The organism is Pseudovibrio denitrificans JCM 12308, assembly GCF_001310815.1.
Classification (GTDB): Bacteria; Pseudomonadota; Alphaproteobacteria; order Rhizobiales; family Stappiaceae; genus Pseudovibrio; species Pseudovibrio denitrificans.
In genome coordinates, this window is record NZ_BAZK01000008.1 from 162,941 (window position 1) to 178,567 (window position 15,627).

Here is a 15,627-nt window from a genome sequence, read left to right on the forward strand (position 1 = left end):
TTCCCTTTGGTTCAGCAACCTTCAGACAATCACTCCACCTCCAAACCCTTCTTCCTTATGAGCCTGAAGCTAACCTGAAAATTATGTAGTATTTTTATCAGTCAAACTGAGGGGCACAGCACGGGAGCTGGCAGACACGCACAAAAAAGCCCGCGACACAGCTGCATCGCGGGCTTTTGGTTTAGGTGGCTACAACTCAGGCAGCAGCGAGTTTTTCGCTGCGTAGTTTGTTGAGCGCGCTTTCAGTCACTTCAAAGCGTGGGCCATACGCTGCAGCCAGTTCGTCAGCGCGTTTCTTGAAGGCATCAAGGCCAACGCCATGGATGAACTGGAGAGCACCGCCGGTGTGCGCCGGGAAGCCAATGGCGAAGATGGAGCCGATGTTGGCTTCCACTTCCGTACGCAGCACGCCTTCATCCAGACAGCGCAGAGTCTCGATGGCCTGACGGTACATCATGCGATCTTCCGCATCCTGCATGGAAACGTTCAGATCCCGCTCCTTGAACTGGGAAAGCCCATCCCACAGCTTCTTGGTGCCATCCTCGGCATACTCGTAGAAGCCACCGCCGTAGTGACGACCACCACGGCCCATGTTCACCATGGACTGGCCAACCTTCACGTTGGAGCTGTCATCTGCCGGGAACCCGTTTTCAACACCAAGACGTGCATCCAGCGCGATGTGGGTCTCGTGGATCTTCTTGGTCAGCACCATGGAAACTTCGTCATGCACGGCCAGCGGGCCAACCGGCATGCCGATTTTCCAGGCGGCACGTTCAATGGCAACCGGGCTCATGCCATCCCGCATCAAAGCCAGACCTTCGTCCAGATAGGTGCCAAACACACGGCTGGTGAAGAAGCCACGCTTGTCATTCACCACGATTGGCAGATAGCCTATCTGCTGCACGTAGTCATAGGCTTTGCGCAGGGTCTCTTCGCTGGTTTTGTCACCAACAATGATCTCAACGATCTTCATCTTATCGACCGGCGAGAAGAAGTGCAGGCCGATAAAGCGGGTCGGGTCCGGACAGCTTTCTGCCAGAATGGAGATTGGCAGCGTAGACGTGTTGGAGCCGTAGATGCCGGTGTCGGAGAGCTGCTTATAGGTTTCCGGGATAACCTTCTCTTTCAGGGAGATATCCTCGAACACCGCTTCGATGATAATGTCCGTGCCAGCGAAGGTCTCATCACTGTCCGTTGGTGTGATGCAGCTCAGCAGAGCATCCTTCTTAGCCTCATCCATACGGCCACGCTTGATGGCTTTGTCCGCCAGCTTGACGGAATAGCCTTTGCCTTTTTCCGCATTCTCAAGGCTCATGTCCTTCAGCGCAGTTGGCAGGCCGCGGCTGGCGTGTGCCCAGGCGATGCCTGAGCCCATCATGCCAGCACCGAGGATAGCAGAGCTTCCCGCTTTCCACGCATCGCCTTGCGGGCGAACCTTGCCAGACTTGATCGCCTGCATGCCGAAGAAGAAGGTGGTGATCGCAGCGCGGGCCTCAGTGGAGCGCAGAAGGGCTGCAAAGCCACGGCTTTCGTTGCGCAGCGCGCTGTCAAAGCCCATGCGCATGGAGTTGACGGCGATATCCATCACCTTTTCCGGTGCTGGCATCAGACCGCGAGTCTTATTGTACAGCATGGTTGGTGCCATGGCTGCCACCATGCGCACATTGGCGCTCTCCGCATTGCCGCCCGGATAGCGGAAGCCTTTTTGATCCCATGGCTGCGCGGCAGCCTCAGGGTTGGCTTTGATCCATGCTTTTGCGGCTGGGATCAGCTCTTCCGGTGTATCCACCAGCTCTTCCACCAGTCCGGCTTTCAGCGCCTTTTCCTGACGCAACTGTTTGCCTTCAGCCAGCAGAGGCAGAGCCGCTTCCAGACCCAGCTTTGCAGTGAGGCGAACAACGCCCCCAGCACCCGGTAACAGGCCAAGGGTTGCTTCCGGCAGGCCAACAACAGCCTTTGGTGAGTTGAGCAGAACGCGGTGGTTACAGGCAAGGCAGATCTCAAAACCACCACCAAGAGCCGCTCCGTTGATGGCCGCAACCACTGGCACCGGCAGCTTTTCCAGCTGGCGCAGGGGGGCTTTCATCTCTTCCACGTAGGCAAAGATGTCTTCCGGGTCCATGCTGCCGTGGAGCATCTCTTCCAGATCACCGCCTGCGAAGAAGGTCTTCTTGGCAGAGGCGATGACAACACCGGTAAGGCCCTCTTCAGCGGACAGCTTGGCCATCAGCTCTTTCATGCCTTCAAACCAAGCGCGGGTCATGGTGTTTGCGGACTTGCCTTGGGAGTCAAACGTAATCGTAACAATGCCGCTTGCGTCTTTTTCGTAAGTGTATTCAGACATGGTCTTCCCCGTTATACGCGCTCGATGATGGACGCGATGCCCATGCCGCCGCCAACACACATGGTGATCAGCGCACGCTTCTGGTTACGGCGCTCCAGCTCGTCAATCATGGTGGACACCAGCATGCCGCCAGTTGCGCCCAGAGGGTGACCCATGGCGATCGCACCACCAACAACGTTCAGCTTCTCATCCGGCACGTTGAGGTCCTTCTGCAGACGCATCATGACGGAAGCAAAGGCTTCGTTGATCTCAACCAAATCGATGTCATCAATGGCCAGGCCTGCCTTGGCCAGAGCCTTCTTGGAAGCTGGTCCCGGTCCGGTGAGCATGATGGTTGGGTCGGATGCTGTGACCGCTACTGAGAGCACGCGAGCGCGTGGGGTCAGGCCCATGTCCTTGCCCACTTGTTCACTGCCAAGCAGGATCAGGGAAGCACCATCCACGATACCGGAAGAGTTGCCCGGGGTGTGGACGTGGTTGATCTTTTCAACTTCAGGATAGCGGGCCAATGCCACCGCATCAAAGCCCATGGCACCATGCTTTTCAAAACTTGGACGCAGAGCACCCAGCGCCTGCATATCGGTGTTTGGCTTGATGAAGTCGTCTTTTTCCAGAACGATGATGCCGTTTTCGTCTTTCACCGGCACGACGGACTTATCAAACCAGCCGTTGTCGCGCGCATGTGCTGCACGCTGCTGGCTGGCGACGGCGGCTGCATCCACATCATCACGGCTCCAGCCCTCAATAGTGGCAATCAGGTCAGCGCCGATGCCCTGAGGCACGAAGCCGGTGGCAAGCACGGTTTCAGGGTCTTCGCTGAACGGGCCACCATCGGTACCCATCGGCACGCGGCTCATGCTTTCATAGCCACCAGCACAGATCATATCTTCCCAACCGGACGCGATACGCGCTGCGGCGGAGTTGAAGGTGTCCAGGCCAGACGCACAGAAGCGGTTGACCTGTGCTCCTGCCACAGTCTGATCCCAGCCTGCTTTCTGCAGGGCGATCTTTGGCAGAACAGCGCCCTGTTCGCGTACCGGCGTCACACAGCCCATGACAACATCATCCACCCGGGAGGTGTCGAGGTCGTGCCGGCTTTGCATTTCATCCAGCAGTGTGGTCACCAGATTGATTGGTTTGACTTCGTTGAGAGATCCGTCCGGCTTTCCTTTGGAACGCGGAGTGCGGATCGCATCATAGACGTATGCTGTCGTCGCCATGTTTATCTACCGTGTCTTATCTTGAAATAAGGGTTTAAGGCCGGGGCAACCACGTCGCCCCGGCTGAACTCAGGCAATCTCGCGGTCGTGCTTCTCCCAGAACGGCTCGCGGAGTTTGTTCTTTAAAACTTTGTTCATGGCAGAGAGCGGCAGCTCTTCCACCAGCGAAATGGAGCGCGGGCATTTGTAGCCAGCAATGCGCTCTTTTGTGTGGGCGCGGATTTCTTCAAAGGTCGGCTCCTTGCCTTCCTTCGGCACAATCACCGCATGCACGGCCTCGCCGTAGGTTTCATCAGGAATGCCGATAACCGCCACCATGGAGACATCCGGGTGCGTGGAGATCGCGCTTTCCACCTCGGCGGTGTACACATTCTCTGCACCTGTAATGATCATGTCCTTCTTGCGGTCTTTCAGGGAGAGGATGCCCATCTCATCCAGCATGCCCACATCACCGGTGCGATACCCGCCATTCTTCAGCACAGCCGCCGTCTGTTCCGGCGCATCGTAGTAACGGCACATTACGGCAGGGGAGTAGAACACCACTTCGCCAATGGTGTTCGGCGGCAACTCATTGCCTTCATCATCTTCAATACGCAGCTGGATGAGCGGGGAGGCGCCTGACCGGCAGCACCCATTTTCATCAGATCACCACTATGGAACTGAGGATGTAGGAAGGTGCCTGCACCAGCCTCAGTCATGCCGTAGACCTGCGTAAGTTCCGTCTTCGGGAACTTCTCCTGCACCAGCTTCAGCAGACCTTCCGAGATCGGCGAAGCGCCATAGACGATCTGTGCCACACGCAGGAAATCCTCGGATTTGAACTCCGGTGAGTGGATCAGCATCTGGAACATGGCAGGTGCCATGAGGAAGGACGAGACATCAAATGCCTTGACTGCAGCCACGACAATATCCGGGCGGAACATCGGCACGATCAAAGATGGTTTGTTCTGGATGAGGCGCGCCAGCAGCAAGCCGTAGCCTGACAGGTGGAACAGCGGCATCACCATCAGCGCTGAGCGATCATGATAAGGAATGCCATTGGCCGCTACGACGTTGGCACTGGCGAGCATGGACTTGTGGGTGTGAACGACGCCTTTCGGGAAGCCGGTGGTGCCGCCGGTGTAGCTCATGAAGCACTCAGTCTCCACATCGCGGCCCAGCTCCAGCTCAATCGGCTCGCTCAAACAGTCCGCATAGGCTTTGGTGCCTTCCGGCTGCTCTTTCTCTCCCACATGGATGAAATGCTTCAGGCTTTCCGAGCGCTCTTTGATGGCAGCAACCATAGGCGCGAAGGTGTCATCATAAACAATCGCGGACATGCTGGAATGGCCGATGGCATAGAGCATCTCTTCAGCGGACCAGCGGATGTTGAGCGGAACGGAGATCATGCCTGCAATCATGGTGCCGATCATGGCTTCCACATACTCAACCGAGTTGAGGCTGAGAATGGCAACGCGGGCGCCGGCTCAAGGCCCATATCCTGCAGGCCCTTTGCAAACTGGCGGGTGCGCGTGGCAAACTGCGGATTGCTGAAGGCACGACCGCCAAGGTCTTTAAACAACGGAATGCCAGTGTCCACCTTCTGCAGATGGTTCACGAGCATATCAAAATTCATGGCACCTGCCGGTACTCCAGTATGTGTTCCAACCATATTCCCCTCCCAAGTCATAGGTTGATCAGCGCGGTGTGCGCTGTGTTTTAAAATGCGAAGCCTGTTCTCCTCATGGTGCGCTTGTAGTGGCGCTTATTATTAATCAGGCAATGATGGTATTAATGAATACGCTGCCGGTTTCAGCAGAGTGATATCGAGGCTTGGATGCAGCTTTTGCTGCAACGCGACCCCAAGCAAGTAACTTCCGATGGAAACGGCCTGAATGCCGGAATCCAGATCCTTTGGAAACGCACCTTCCGCCTTGCCGCGCTCCAGATAAGAGACAAGCAGGCGTTTGACGAAATCATGTGCGCGCGTCACTGCATCTCCCAAAAGGGCATAGTCTGTGACGCTGCCCGCCATCAGCGCAAAGTAAGCCTGATAACTGGGCTTATTCTGCAAATCATCAAAGTGAATGTCGATGTACCGCCGGATCGCCTCCCTGGCATCTGTCTCCGCAGGTATCTGGCTGGTGATGTGCTCCTCTGTTTCGCTCACCATGCGGTCGATCAGCTTAACGAACATCTCGTCTTTTTTGCCAAGCCGCTGAATGGTGAGGCCGCGGCTGTATCCGGCCTTCAGACCAATACTCTCGCAGGTCGCCATCTGAATGCCGTCCTCATTGATGATGGTCACCAGCGCATCAAAGAGCTTGCGTTCAGATTCCTCACGCCGTTCTGCCTGTGTCTTTTTCTTTTCCAAAGCCAGCCAACATTCACTCAAGTTAATTGTTGAACGTTTAGCAAATAAGGAAAAGAGAGTCCATGACGTAAACGTCATATCATTGATGAATGAGCCTAAGGAATAAGGGGGGCTGTTTGCAATCGGTAAGAAATGAGGGGCGCACGTGTTGAGAAGGGGCCACGCCCAACCCCGCGAAGTCTATCTGAAGGATAGATTGAACCTGCGAATCCAACTGGAGCTTCTTTCTTTTAAAGAGAGAAGCGACTTCAGCTCTCTGACCCCATGTGCGATCGCTGCAAACACATCCGTTCTTCACATGTCAGAGCTAAACTGACTGAGCGGACGCCTCATTTTTGATGTGAATAACATCAGAGTTACTACGTATGGCGCTACTACGGATCGCACTTTGCCAGTTGCCCTGACATGATGCGACCACCTGAACAGCCTCGGAAGAGCCCTTAAGATTGAATACCTAAGGTGTTTTGGCGTAATTCTGCGCTTTCTGAAGACCAATAATCATGGAATATTTATTTCATTGATTAGAATATTGGCTCAATTCATCCAAATATCTGCATAAAAATTCCATCAGATATTGAAGCGTGTCTTCAAAACAGGTGGTAAAAGCTCGTATTCTGGTTGATTTCCATCAGGAAAATCTTTTTGCCGCCTAATGAGCTTAATACAGCGCTTGAGCTCAGTTTCCATATCATGGGTGATTACGAAGTCCATCTGGCCATTCTCCAGCAGCCTGCGGGAGTTCTCATTGAGCTCGTGGCCAATAAAGGCGATCGGTAAACCCAGCTCACGGATCGCCTTGGCAATGCCCGTGTTTCCGCCAGCCACGTTATAGACGCCAAGCGGTTTAGCCCCTTCATCCAGTCTACTTTTGAAAAGCTTGTAGACCGTCTCCGCATCATCATTGGAGTTGATGATCTCTGAGATGGTGAGATTGGGGTATTCCTTGCGCAACAAGCGGCGGAACCCGGTCTCACGACCTTCCTGACAGCGGTAATGCGCGCTGGTTGCAAGGAAGATTTCGCCGGACCGGTCACCTGAAAGTTTACCAAGCAACTGCGCGGCGCAAAGACCGGCTGCAATCTGATCCATCCCAACGTAACCAAGGTGTTTAGGGCTCTCCTGGTCTGTGGTCAGACATATAACAGGCGTTCCATTTTCGCTGATTTCTTCAATGGCACGGGTGATCGCAGGGTGTTCGCGCACTGCGATGATGATGCCATCATACTTGCGCGCCCAGGCAATCATCTGCTCAGAAAACACACTCGGCTCAAAGTCTTTGGTGTGGGATGTGAAGCACTTGAAGCGCACATTCGGATCATTCCCGTAGCGACGCTCCACCATCTCCAGAAGCTCCTCAATGAAGCTTGTTCCGGAATCTACCAGCAGTCCAACCGTTATCGGAGAAACTGTTTCTGCAACAACCTCTTCCGGTGCACGCAGCTCGTTCAGAGCCTTGTGAACCAGCTCCACCTTCCTCTTGGAAACACCACCCCGTTTGTTGAGGACACGGTCAACTGTTGCGGTCGAAACTCCTGCCTTGTTTGCGATATCCAACACGCTCGGATTCTGCCAGCTGCCCCGCCTCATATATATCACCTTTGATTGTTAAACCATCAAACATATCAATCTTAACGCCGAAATTCACATTTTGACTTCAGGAGAGCAAACCTTCCAAAATATTGAATTCATGGAATATTCGTTCTCTGAATCCGATTTTATCAGTAATTTCAGACTCTAAATTGACAGGTACCATTACTTACATATCATCTTTAGCAGATCAAATTGATGTTTATACATCGGACATTGGGAGAAGTCGTTTGTCGGGAAACATCAACTTCGCATTGAACCACATGCTGGCACCTCAAATGACGTTGGACGCGTTTTTTGGAATGGCAGCTTCCATGGGGATCAATGCCGTAGAAATCCGCAATGACATTGCTGGCAATCCGTTCGAACTGAACACGCCAGCGGAAGACGTCAAGGCACTGGCTGTTAAGCACGGTGTCGAAATCATCAGCATCAATGCACTTCAACGGTTCAACGAGTGGTCAGAGGTTCGTCTTGCTGAAGCAAACGAACTGATCGGCTTTGCTGAGCGTTGTGGCTCCAAGGCCCTCGTCATGTGTCCGGTCAACGACCATGACTATGGCAAAAGCGATGATGAGCTGGCTGCGAACCTGCGCCAGTCGCTGAAAGAACTCAAGCCTCTGCTGGAAACCGCCGGTGTGACCGGTCTGGTTGAGCCTCTCGGCTTCCCGCAGTGCTCCTTGCGCCGCAAGGCGGATGCTGTTGCAGCGATCCGCGATGTGGACGGTGAGGGCGTGTTCAAGCTGGTGCATGACACATTCCATCATCACCTTGCTGAAGAAACCGAATTCTTCGCTGACCAAACCGGTCTTATGCACATTTCTGGCGTGGAAGATCCAAGTCTTTCCATCGCTGAAATGCTGGATGACCACCGCCTGCTGGTGGGTGAAGCGGACCGTCTGGGCAACGCTGCTCAGATCAAAACCATGCTTGCAAACGGGTATACGGGTCACGTGTCTCTGGAGCCATTTTCTCCAGTTGTGCATGCCCTTGAAAACGTGGTGGACGCCACGCAGGCAAGCTTTGATTTCCTGAAAAAAGAATTGCAGGCAGCCAACGCTGCCTGAGTATCCAGGCGACTGATTTCGCTAAATTAATTGGCGCAGGTGGGGACTTGCGCCAGCATAATCTTGGGAGAAGTGCCACCTAAGGCACGGAGGAGGAAGTAATGAAACGTACTCTACTGGCTCTTGCTGCATCGGCAATGATGACAACCAGCGTCATGGCTGAGAACATCGGCGTTTCAATGGCTTATTTTGATGATAACTTCTTGACCATTCTGCGTAACGCAATGGGTGAAGAAGCAGCCAAGTCCAACGGCGTTGAGATTCAGTTTGAAGACGCACGCGGTGACATCGGCAAGCAGATCGACCAGGTGCAGAACTTCGTTGCACAGGGCGTTGACGCGATCATCGTAAACCCGGCTGATACTTCCGCAACACCACGCATCACCAAACTGGCCAACAGCGCCGGTATCCCACTCGTTTACGTAAACCGTAAGCCAGAAGACAAAGAACTGCCTGAAAAGGTTGTGTTCGTGGGCTCTGATGAAGTTGTTGCCGGACGTTTGCAGATGGAAGAACTGGCAAAGCAGATGGGTGGCAAGGGCAACGTTGCTATCATGCTCGGCGAACTGGCTTCCAACGGTACTCGTGGCCGTACACAGGGCGTGAAGGAAGTTCTGGGCAACTATCCAGACATCAAGGTTGTTGAAGAGCAGACCGCTGACTTCCAGCGCGCAGAAGCAATCGACCTGATGAACAACTGGATCGTTTCCGGCACTAAAATCGACGCTGTTGCAGCCAACAACGACGAAATGGCTCTGGGCGCTCTGATCGCAATGAAGCAGGCTGGCATCGCAGCAAGCGACATCGCAGTTGCAGGTGTTGACGCTACTCCAGACGCTCTGGCTTCCATGAAAGCTGGTCAGCTGTTCGCAACCGTGTTCCAGGACGCAAAAGGTCAGGGCGCAGGGTCCGTGAAAGCTGCTCTGAAGCTGGCTCGTGGCGAAAAAGTAGACACCATTGTTTGGATCCCATTCAAGCTGGTGAACAAAGCGAACCTTGGCGAGTACCTCGACAAGTAAGCAGTTGAGCGGAAGGTTTTAACGGCCTTCCGCTTTTGCCTTGCAGCGCCGTCCGCCTGAAAAACTCAGGCAAACGAGAGGGCCGCGCGCAGGCACCAAGTGATCAAGCTTCCGGGCCAGGCACCCGGGAGCCCCTCACACTGCCAGCAGAAAAATGGAGTTCACGGACTGTGAGTTTAAGCACACAAGAAGCGGTACGTGAGAATAAGGGTGCCGCAGCCCAACAAAAGTACCTGCTAGAAGTCGATAGTGTGCGCAAGGAGTTCCCCGGTGTTGTTGCACTGGATGATGTGAACCTGCGTATCCGACCCGGCACAGTTCATGCCCTCATGGGAGAAAACGGGGCGGGTAAATCCACCCTGATGAAAATCATTGCAGGCATCTACCAGCCAGACCGTGGCGAGGTCCGTCTGGGTGGCAAGAAAGTGCAAATGCACACGCCACTGGATGCTCTGGAGCAAGGCGTTGCCATGATCCATCAGGAACTCAACCTGATGCCGTTCATGACGATTGCCGAAAACATCTGGATCCGCCGGGAGCCACTCACCAAGCTTGGGTTTGTTGACCACAAAGCCCTGCGTGAGAACACCCAGAAGCTGTTCGACCGACTGAACATCAGTCTGGATCCGGAAACTGAAGTTCGTGACCTTTCCATCGCCAACCGGCAGATGGTCGAGATTGCAAAAGCAATTTCCTATGAATCCGACGTCCTGATCATGGACGAGCCAACCTCGGCCCTGACAGACCGAGAAGTTGAGCATCTCTTCCAGATCATTGCCAGCCTGAAGGCCGACGGAAAAGGCATCGTCTACATCACCCATAAGATGGACGAGGTTTTTGAGATTGCTGATGACGTCTCCGTCTTCCGCGATGGCAAGTACATCGGCACAGATCTGGCCAGCAATCTGGACAGCGACCAGCTCATCCGCATGATGGTAGGCCGCGAGATCACCCAGATGTTCCCGAAAGAGGAAGTGCCAATCGGGGACGTGGTTCTTTCAGTGAAAGACCTGTGTCTGGACGGCGTGTTCGAGAATGTGAGCTTCGATCTGCGGGCAGGCGAGATCCTTGGCGTGGCAGGTCTGGTGGGCTCAGGCCGCACCAACGTGGCAGAGACCATTTACGGTGTGACGCCAGCCACCGCTGGCACCATCGACGTGTTTGGCGAGACGGTTGAGATCAAAACACCCGCTGAAGCCATGGACCATGGCATGGCACTGCTGACCGAAGACCGCAAGGACACCGGCCTGTTCCTGATGCTCGACATTCAGGAAAACATGCAGATCGCTCTGCTTAGTCAGGATCACGTGAAAGGTGGCTTTGTCGCTGAGAGCACTGTTTCCAAGCTCTGCAAGGAGATGAGTGACGCACTTCGTGTGAAAACGCCGGGCATGAACGAGCGCATCGAGAACCTGTCTGGTGGCAACCAGCAGAAGGTTCTGATCGGTCGCTGGCTGCTGACCAAACCCCGCATCCTCATTCTGGATGAGCCAACCCGCGGCATCGACGTGGGTGCGAAGGCTGAAATCCATAAGCTCATTACCAAACTGGCAGGTGAGGGCGTTGCTGTTCTCATGATCTCCTCCGAGATGCCAGAGGTGCTGGGCATGAGTGACCGCGTGATGGTGATGCACGAAGGACATGTCACCGGAATTCTGGACCGAGCTGAAGCAGATCAGGTCAGCGTTATGCGCCTTGCTTCCAACTAAGAATTTTCATGCGCGGCAGCTTTAAGCGCCCGACGCAGAGATTGAAAGGACTTGCCAGATGGCAAATGCAACAGACGTAGCTGAGAACAACGCTCCAGCTAGAAAACTGCCGGTCGAGGCCAACATCTTCCTCGTTCTGATCGGCATTGCAGTCTTTTTTGAAGTACTGGGCTGGATTGTGAAGGGCGATACCTTCCTGTTTAACCCACAGCGCCTGCTGATCATGGTTCTGCAGGTTTCTATCATCGGCCTTCTCGCCATTGGCGTAACACAGGTGATCATCACTGGCGGTATTGACCTGTCCTCAGGCTCAGTGCTCGCGCTCTCGGCCATGGTGGCCGCCAGTTTTGCGCAAACCTCCGACTACGCCCGTGCTGTCTTCCCGATGTTCACGGATATGCCGTTCCTCGTACCAGTGTTCGCAGGTATCGCCGTCGGGGCCTTAGCCGGGTTCATAAACGGGTCGCTCATAGCCTACACGGCCATTCCCCCGTTTATCGCGACCCTCGGCATGATGGTGACTGCACGTGGTCTGGCGCGTTACTACACCAAGGGTCAGCCGATCAGTCTGCTTTCTGAAGAGTATATGTGGCTCGGTTCCGGCACCATTCCGGTGATCATCTTCCTGATGGCCGCGGTGATCTTCCACATAGCCTTGCGCTTCACCCGCTACGGCAAGTTCACCTACGCAACCGGTGCAAACGTTCAGGCTGCAAAAGTGTCTGGCATCAACGTTGGCCGTCACCTGATCAAAGTGTACACCCTTGCTGGTCTGCTGGCTGGTCTGGGCGGTGTTGTGGCTGCAGCACGTGCTGGTAGTGGACAGGCAGGTATGGGCCTTGCATATGAGCTTGACGCCATCGCTGCAGCTGTTATTGGCGGAACAAGTCTTGCAGGCGGCGTCGGTCGCATCACAGGCACCGTCATTGGCACCATTATTCTGGGTACAATGATGAGTGGTTTCACCTTCCTTGGTATTGATGCTTACATCCAAGACATCGTGAAAGGTGGTATCATTGTTGCTGCAGTGGTTGCGGACCAATACCGCCAGCGCAAACGGGCAAAAGCCTAGTTAGCCAGTTAAAGATTTTAGGCTAAAACCTCCCACGGATGATGCCTAATACCCGAGCAGGAGAGCCCTCGTCCGGCCTCCTGCTCTTTTTCTTTTTATACGCTTTGAAAGTGCCTCAGATATAGGCTTTGGAAGGTTCAGCTTCCTGCACATCTGCCGTGTGCCAGTGCGAGATGAGGTCTCCATTGCCTCTATCAAGCATGAACCATCAGAGCATCATGACCCGTAACTTTCGGGTCGCGATGTTCAATGATGGAGAGCGCAAAATCGTCGATCAGATCCCGGTGCCAGTCACACGGAAACGCCATAGGGTTTGCCCCACCGCCTGTGCCGTCCTTGGAACCATTACGCCCGCCAAACACATCGATGGAGCCGTCACGATAGGTCACCGTCAGCTTGCTGCCTTCCAGATGCGCGGACGCCTTTGAGCCATCAAACACCAGTGTCTCCTTGGCATCTGGATACGTCGCCGTGGTCGCCATGATGGAACCAACCGCACCGCTGTGAAACTCAACACCCGCAGTGGCAAAGTCTTCCGCTTCCATCTTGTGCGCACCGGTCGTGGCACAAAGAGCCTGAACGGATTTGGCAGGACCCGTGAGGCTAAGCATCAGATCTAGTACATGGATCGCCTGCGTGATGAGCACACCGCCACCGTCTCTTTCATAGGTGCCGCGGCCTGCCTGATCGTAGTAAGCCTGATCCCGCCACCAAGGAATGTTTGCGCGTACCAGATGAATGTCGCCCAGAGCGCCTTCATCTAACAAGGCCCGCAACTGCCTAGCCCCTTCACGGAACCGGTGCTGAAACACTACGCCGTACTTTACGCCGGCATAATCGCAAAGCTCCACCAGTTCAGCCGCAGCCTCATAGGTCCGTTCCAGTGGCTTTTCTGTCAGGATGTGCTTACCAGCGCTGGAGAACAGCTCCACCAGATCATGCCGTTGGTCAGGCGGTGTCAGCAGAAGGACGGCATCGATCTCCGGATCGCCTGCTATCTCTTCAGGGCTGTCAAAACACGTCCAGCCGTACTTTTCAGCAACGGCCTCAGCCTTGGCTTTGGTTCGGTTGTAAAGGCCAGCAACCTCGACGTGATTTCTCAGCAGATCAAGCGCTTCGAGATGTGGTTTTGCGGCCATTCCCAAACCAACAACGGCCAGACTGATCGACGGCATTCAGAGCACTTCCTTCTGCACTGGTTATATATCAGGCAGTGTTTATACCAGTTTAGGTTGCCCCAGAAGAACGTGAAAACCCTGAGTCCAGAAAGGCGGTTCGTTGTCGAAACAACGAACCAGTTCGGGGAACTTATACGGGAGACTCCAGCCGCATTTCTGTCCGAGCATCAAACATATGCAGCTTTTCTTTTTGATAGGTCACATGAACTTGTGTGCCTTCTGCAATATCAGGCCGTTCGAGTGTGAAGATTTTAAGGCTGTCCTGACCGATACGCACATGAACCAGCGTGGAAAGGCCCATGGCTCAATCAGATCCACCGTTGCAGGCAGGGTGGCTGGACCTTCCTCTGTGATCATCAAATGCTCTGGCCGCACACCCAGAATAAGATCCATCTGATCCTTCAAATCCGCACTTTCCGGCAGAATAATCTGATGGTTTTCATCGGTCTGCAGGTGGTAACCATCACCAGACGCACGAGCGGTGCCTTTGATGAAGTTCATGGCCGGAGAACCGATGAAGGACGCCACAAAAACATTGGCTGGCTTGTCGTAGATCTCCAGCGGTGTGCCCACTTGCTGAATATATCCATCATGCATGGCCACGATTCTATCGGCCATGGTCATGGCTTCAATCTGGTCATGGGTCACATAGATGGATGTCGCTTTCAGCTTACGGTGCAGCTTGCGGATTTCTGAACGCATCTGTTCCCGCAGGCGCGCATCTAGATTGGAGAGCGGTTCATCAAACAAAAACGCCTGCGGATCACGCACAATCGCTCGGCCCATGGCAACACGCTGCCGCTGACCGCCGGAGAGTGCTTTCGGGCGGCGTTCCAACAGGCCATTCAGGCCGAGGATGTTGGAAACCCCATTTACCGCACTTGCGATCTTCTCCTTTGGCGACTTGCGAAGGGTCATCGCATAGCTGATGTTCTCTTCCACGCTCATATGCGGGTAGAGCGCGTAGGACTGGAACACCATGGCGATATCCCGATCGCGCGGCGGCAGATCATTGATGATCCGCTCGTTGATGGAGATTGAGCCAGACGTCACTTCTTCAAGCCCTGCAATCATGCGCAGCAAAGTGGATTTTCCGCAGCCGGACGGGCCTACCAGCACAATGAACTCGCCATCCTGAATGTTCAGATCAATTCCATGCAGTACGGCGGTGTTGCCGTAGGATTTGGTTGCCTCGGTGATTTGAATAGAAGCCATAGAGTACCTCGTTATCCTTTGACCGCACCGGCGGTAAGACCCTGCACCAGATAACGCTGGATGAGGAAGAAGAAGATTGCTGCCGGAATGAGCGCCAGGAAACCCGCTGCCATCATCTGCCCGAAATCGACAGAGAACTTGGAGATGAACGTCAGCAGACCAACAGGGAAGGTGACAGCATCCGGACTGCTGACCAGCATGAGCGCAAAGAGCAACTCACTCCACGCTGCGGTGAACACGAAGCCCAAAGTGGCCGCAATGCCCGGCAGAGTGAGCGGGAAGATGATCTTCACCAGAGCACCAAAACGCGTATTGCCATCAATCATGGCTGCTTCTTCAAGGTCTTTGGGAATGCCATCAAAAAACGACTGCATCAGAAAGGTTGCAAACGGTACGTTGAAGGCTGTGTAGACCACAACAAGCCCAAGCAGACTGTCCGTCAGCCCCAGCGGTGTGAGAATGCGGAAGATCGGTGCAATCAACATCACCAGCGGGAACATCTGGGTGATCAGCATCAGCACGATGATGATGGCCTTGCCGCGATACTGGAACCGCGAGAATGAGTAGCCCGCGGCGGCTGCAATCAGCGTGGAAATGAGAGCTGTTGCGCCAGATACAATGGCCGAGTTGATGAAGAACTGCGGGAAGTCCGTATCCGTCATCACCTGAGCGAAGTTTGCCCACGTGGTCTCAGAGGGCCACATGCGGATGCCTTCAGAATACAAAAGGTTCGTGGGTGTCACAGCCACCTTGAACAGCCAGAAGAGCGGGAACAAGGCAAAGAACAGAAAGCAAGCGAGCAGGCCGTAATGGACGCTCCAATCCACCACCCGTTGGCCCTTTGATTTTGCATAGTATGCCAT

Annotated in this window: 13 protein-coding genes and 1 pseudogene; 4 read left to right on the forward strand and 10 right to left on the reverse strand. The window is 54.3% G+C overall.

Going from position 1 to position 15,627, the window contains the following annotated elements:
* Positions 1 to 196: 196 nt before the first annotated feature.
* From JCM12308_RS12370 to JCM12308_RS12390, 7 genes are all read right to left on the reverse strand, one after another.
* Complete coding sequence (locus JCM12308_RS12370) at positions 197 to 2,344, reverse strand: 3-hydroxyacyl-CoA dehydrogenase NAD-binding domain-containing protein (protein WP_054783927.1); 2,148 nt, start codon at positions 2,342 to 2,344, stop codon at positions 197 to 199.
* Positions 2,345 to 2,355: 11 nt separating this feature from the next.
* Entirely contained in the window at positions 2,356 to 3,564 is a 1,209-nt protein-coding gene (locus JCM12308_RS12375; protein WP_054783928.1) for an acetyl-CoA C-acetyltransferase, read from the reverse strand.
* A 69-nt stretch (positions 3,565 to 3,633) separates the two neighbouring features.
* Positions 3,634 to 4,131 carry a class I adenylate-forming enzyme family protein gene (locus JCM12308_RS32280; protein WP_208978513.1) on the reverse strand — a complete coding sequence of 166 codons (498 nt, stop codon included), beginning with the start codon at positions 4,129 to 4,131 and terminating at the stop codon, positions 3,634 to 3,636.
* Positions 4,083 to 4,976, reverse strand: a complete 894-nt coding sequence (locus JCM12308_RS29810) for an AMP-binding protein (RefSeq protein WP_280138370.1) — start codon at positions 4,974 to 4,976, stop codon at positions 4,083 to 4,085. Before JCM12308_RS29810 ends, JCM12308_RS32280 begins: the two co-directional genes overlap by 49 nt.
* Positions 4,973 to 5,215 carry a hypothetical protein gene (locus tag JCM12308_RS29815; RefSeq protein WP_208978514.1) on the reverse strand — a complete coding sequence of 81 codons (243 nt, stop codon included), beginning with the start codon at positions 5,213 to 5,215 and terminating at the stop codon, positions 4,973 to 4,975. Before JCM12308_RS29815 ends, JCM12308_RS29810 begins: the two co-directional genes overlap by 4 nt.
* A 99-nt stretch (positions 5,216 to 5,314) precedes the next feature.
* Positions 5,315 to 5,938: a TetR/AcrR family transcriptional regulator gene (locus JCM12308_RS12385; protein WP_054783929.1), complete on the reverse strand. Its 624-nt coding sequence runs from the start codon at positions 5,936 to 5,938 to the stop codon at positions 5,315 to 5,317.
* A 546-nt stretch (positions 5,939 to 6,484) separates the two neighbouring features.
* Positions 6,485 to 7,474 (reverse strand): LacI family DNA-binding transcriptional regulator, encoded by a 990-nt coding sequence (locus tag JCM12308_RS12390; RefSeq protein ID WP_208978515.1) that lies wholly within the window; start codon positions 7,472 to 7,474, stop codon positions 6,485 to 6,487.
* A gap of 293 nt (positions 7,475 to 7,767) precedes the next feature.
* On the opposite strand from JCM12308_RS12390, the gene JCM12308_RS12395 reads away from it, so the two are divergent.
* From JCM12308_RS12395 to JCM12308_RS12410, 4 genes are all read left to right on the forward strand, one after another.
* Positions 7,768 to 8,571: a TIM barrel protein gene (locus tag JCM12308_RS12395; RefSeq protein WP_054784073.1), complete on the forward strand. Its 804-nt coding sequence runs from the start codon at positions 7,768 to 7,770 to the stop codon at positions 8,569 to 8,571.
* Between the two features lie 101 nt (positions 8,572 to 8,672).
* Positions 8,673 to 9,590 carry a sugar ABC transporter substrate-binding protein gene (locus JCM12308_RS12400; RefSeq protein WP_008551018.1) on the forward strand — a complete coding sequence of 306 codons (918 nt, stop codon included), beginning with the start codon at positions 8,673 to 8,675 and terminating at the stop codon, positions 9,588 to 9,590.
* 170 nt (positions 9,591 to 9,760) lie between these two features.
* Positions 9,761 to 11,299, forward strand: coding sequence for a sugar ABC transporter ATP-binding protein (locus tag JCM12308_RS12405; protein WP_054784074.1), 1,539 nt, complete (start codon positions 9,761 to 9,763; stop codon positions 11,297 to 11,299).
* 58 nt (positions 11,300 to 11,357) lie between these two features.
* Positions 11,358 to 12,371, forward strand: coding sequence for an ABC transporter permease (locus JCM12308_RS12410; protein WP_008550884.1), 1,014 nt, complete (start codon positions 11,358 to 11,360; stop codon positions 12,369 to 12,371).
* 194 nt (positions 12,372 to 12,565) lie between these two features.
* Here JCM12308_RS12410 and JCM12308_RS12415 read toward each other — a convergent pair whose 3' ends face one another.
* From JCM12308_RS12415 to JCM12308_RS12425, 3 genes and pseudogenes are all read right to left on the reverse strand, one after another.
* Complete coding sequence (locus tag JCM12308_RS12415; RefSeq protein WP_208978516.1) at positions 12,566 to 13,546, reverse strand: Gfo/Idh/MocA family protein; 981 nt, start codon at positions 13,544 to 13,546, stop codon at positions 12,566 to 12,568.
* 133 nt (positions 13,547 to 13,679) lie between these two features.
* Positions 13,680 to 14,764, reverse strand: a pseudogene (locus JCM12308_RS12420) (ABC transporter ATP-binding protein).
* Between the two features lie 11 nt (positions 14,765 to 14,775).
* Positions 14,776 to 15,627, reverse strand: a complete 852-nt coding sequence (locus tag JCM12308_RS12425) for a carbohydrate ABC transporter permease (RefSeq protein ID WP_008551133.1) — start codon at positions 15,625 to 15,627, stop codon at positions 14,776 to 14,778.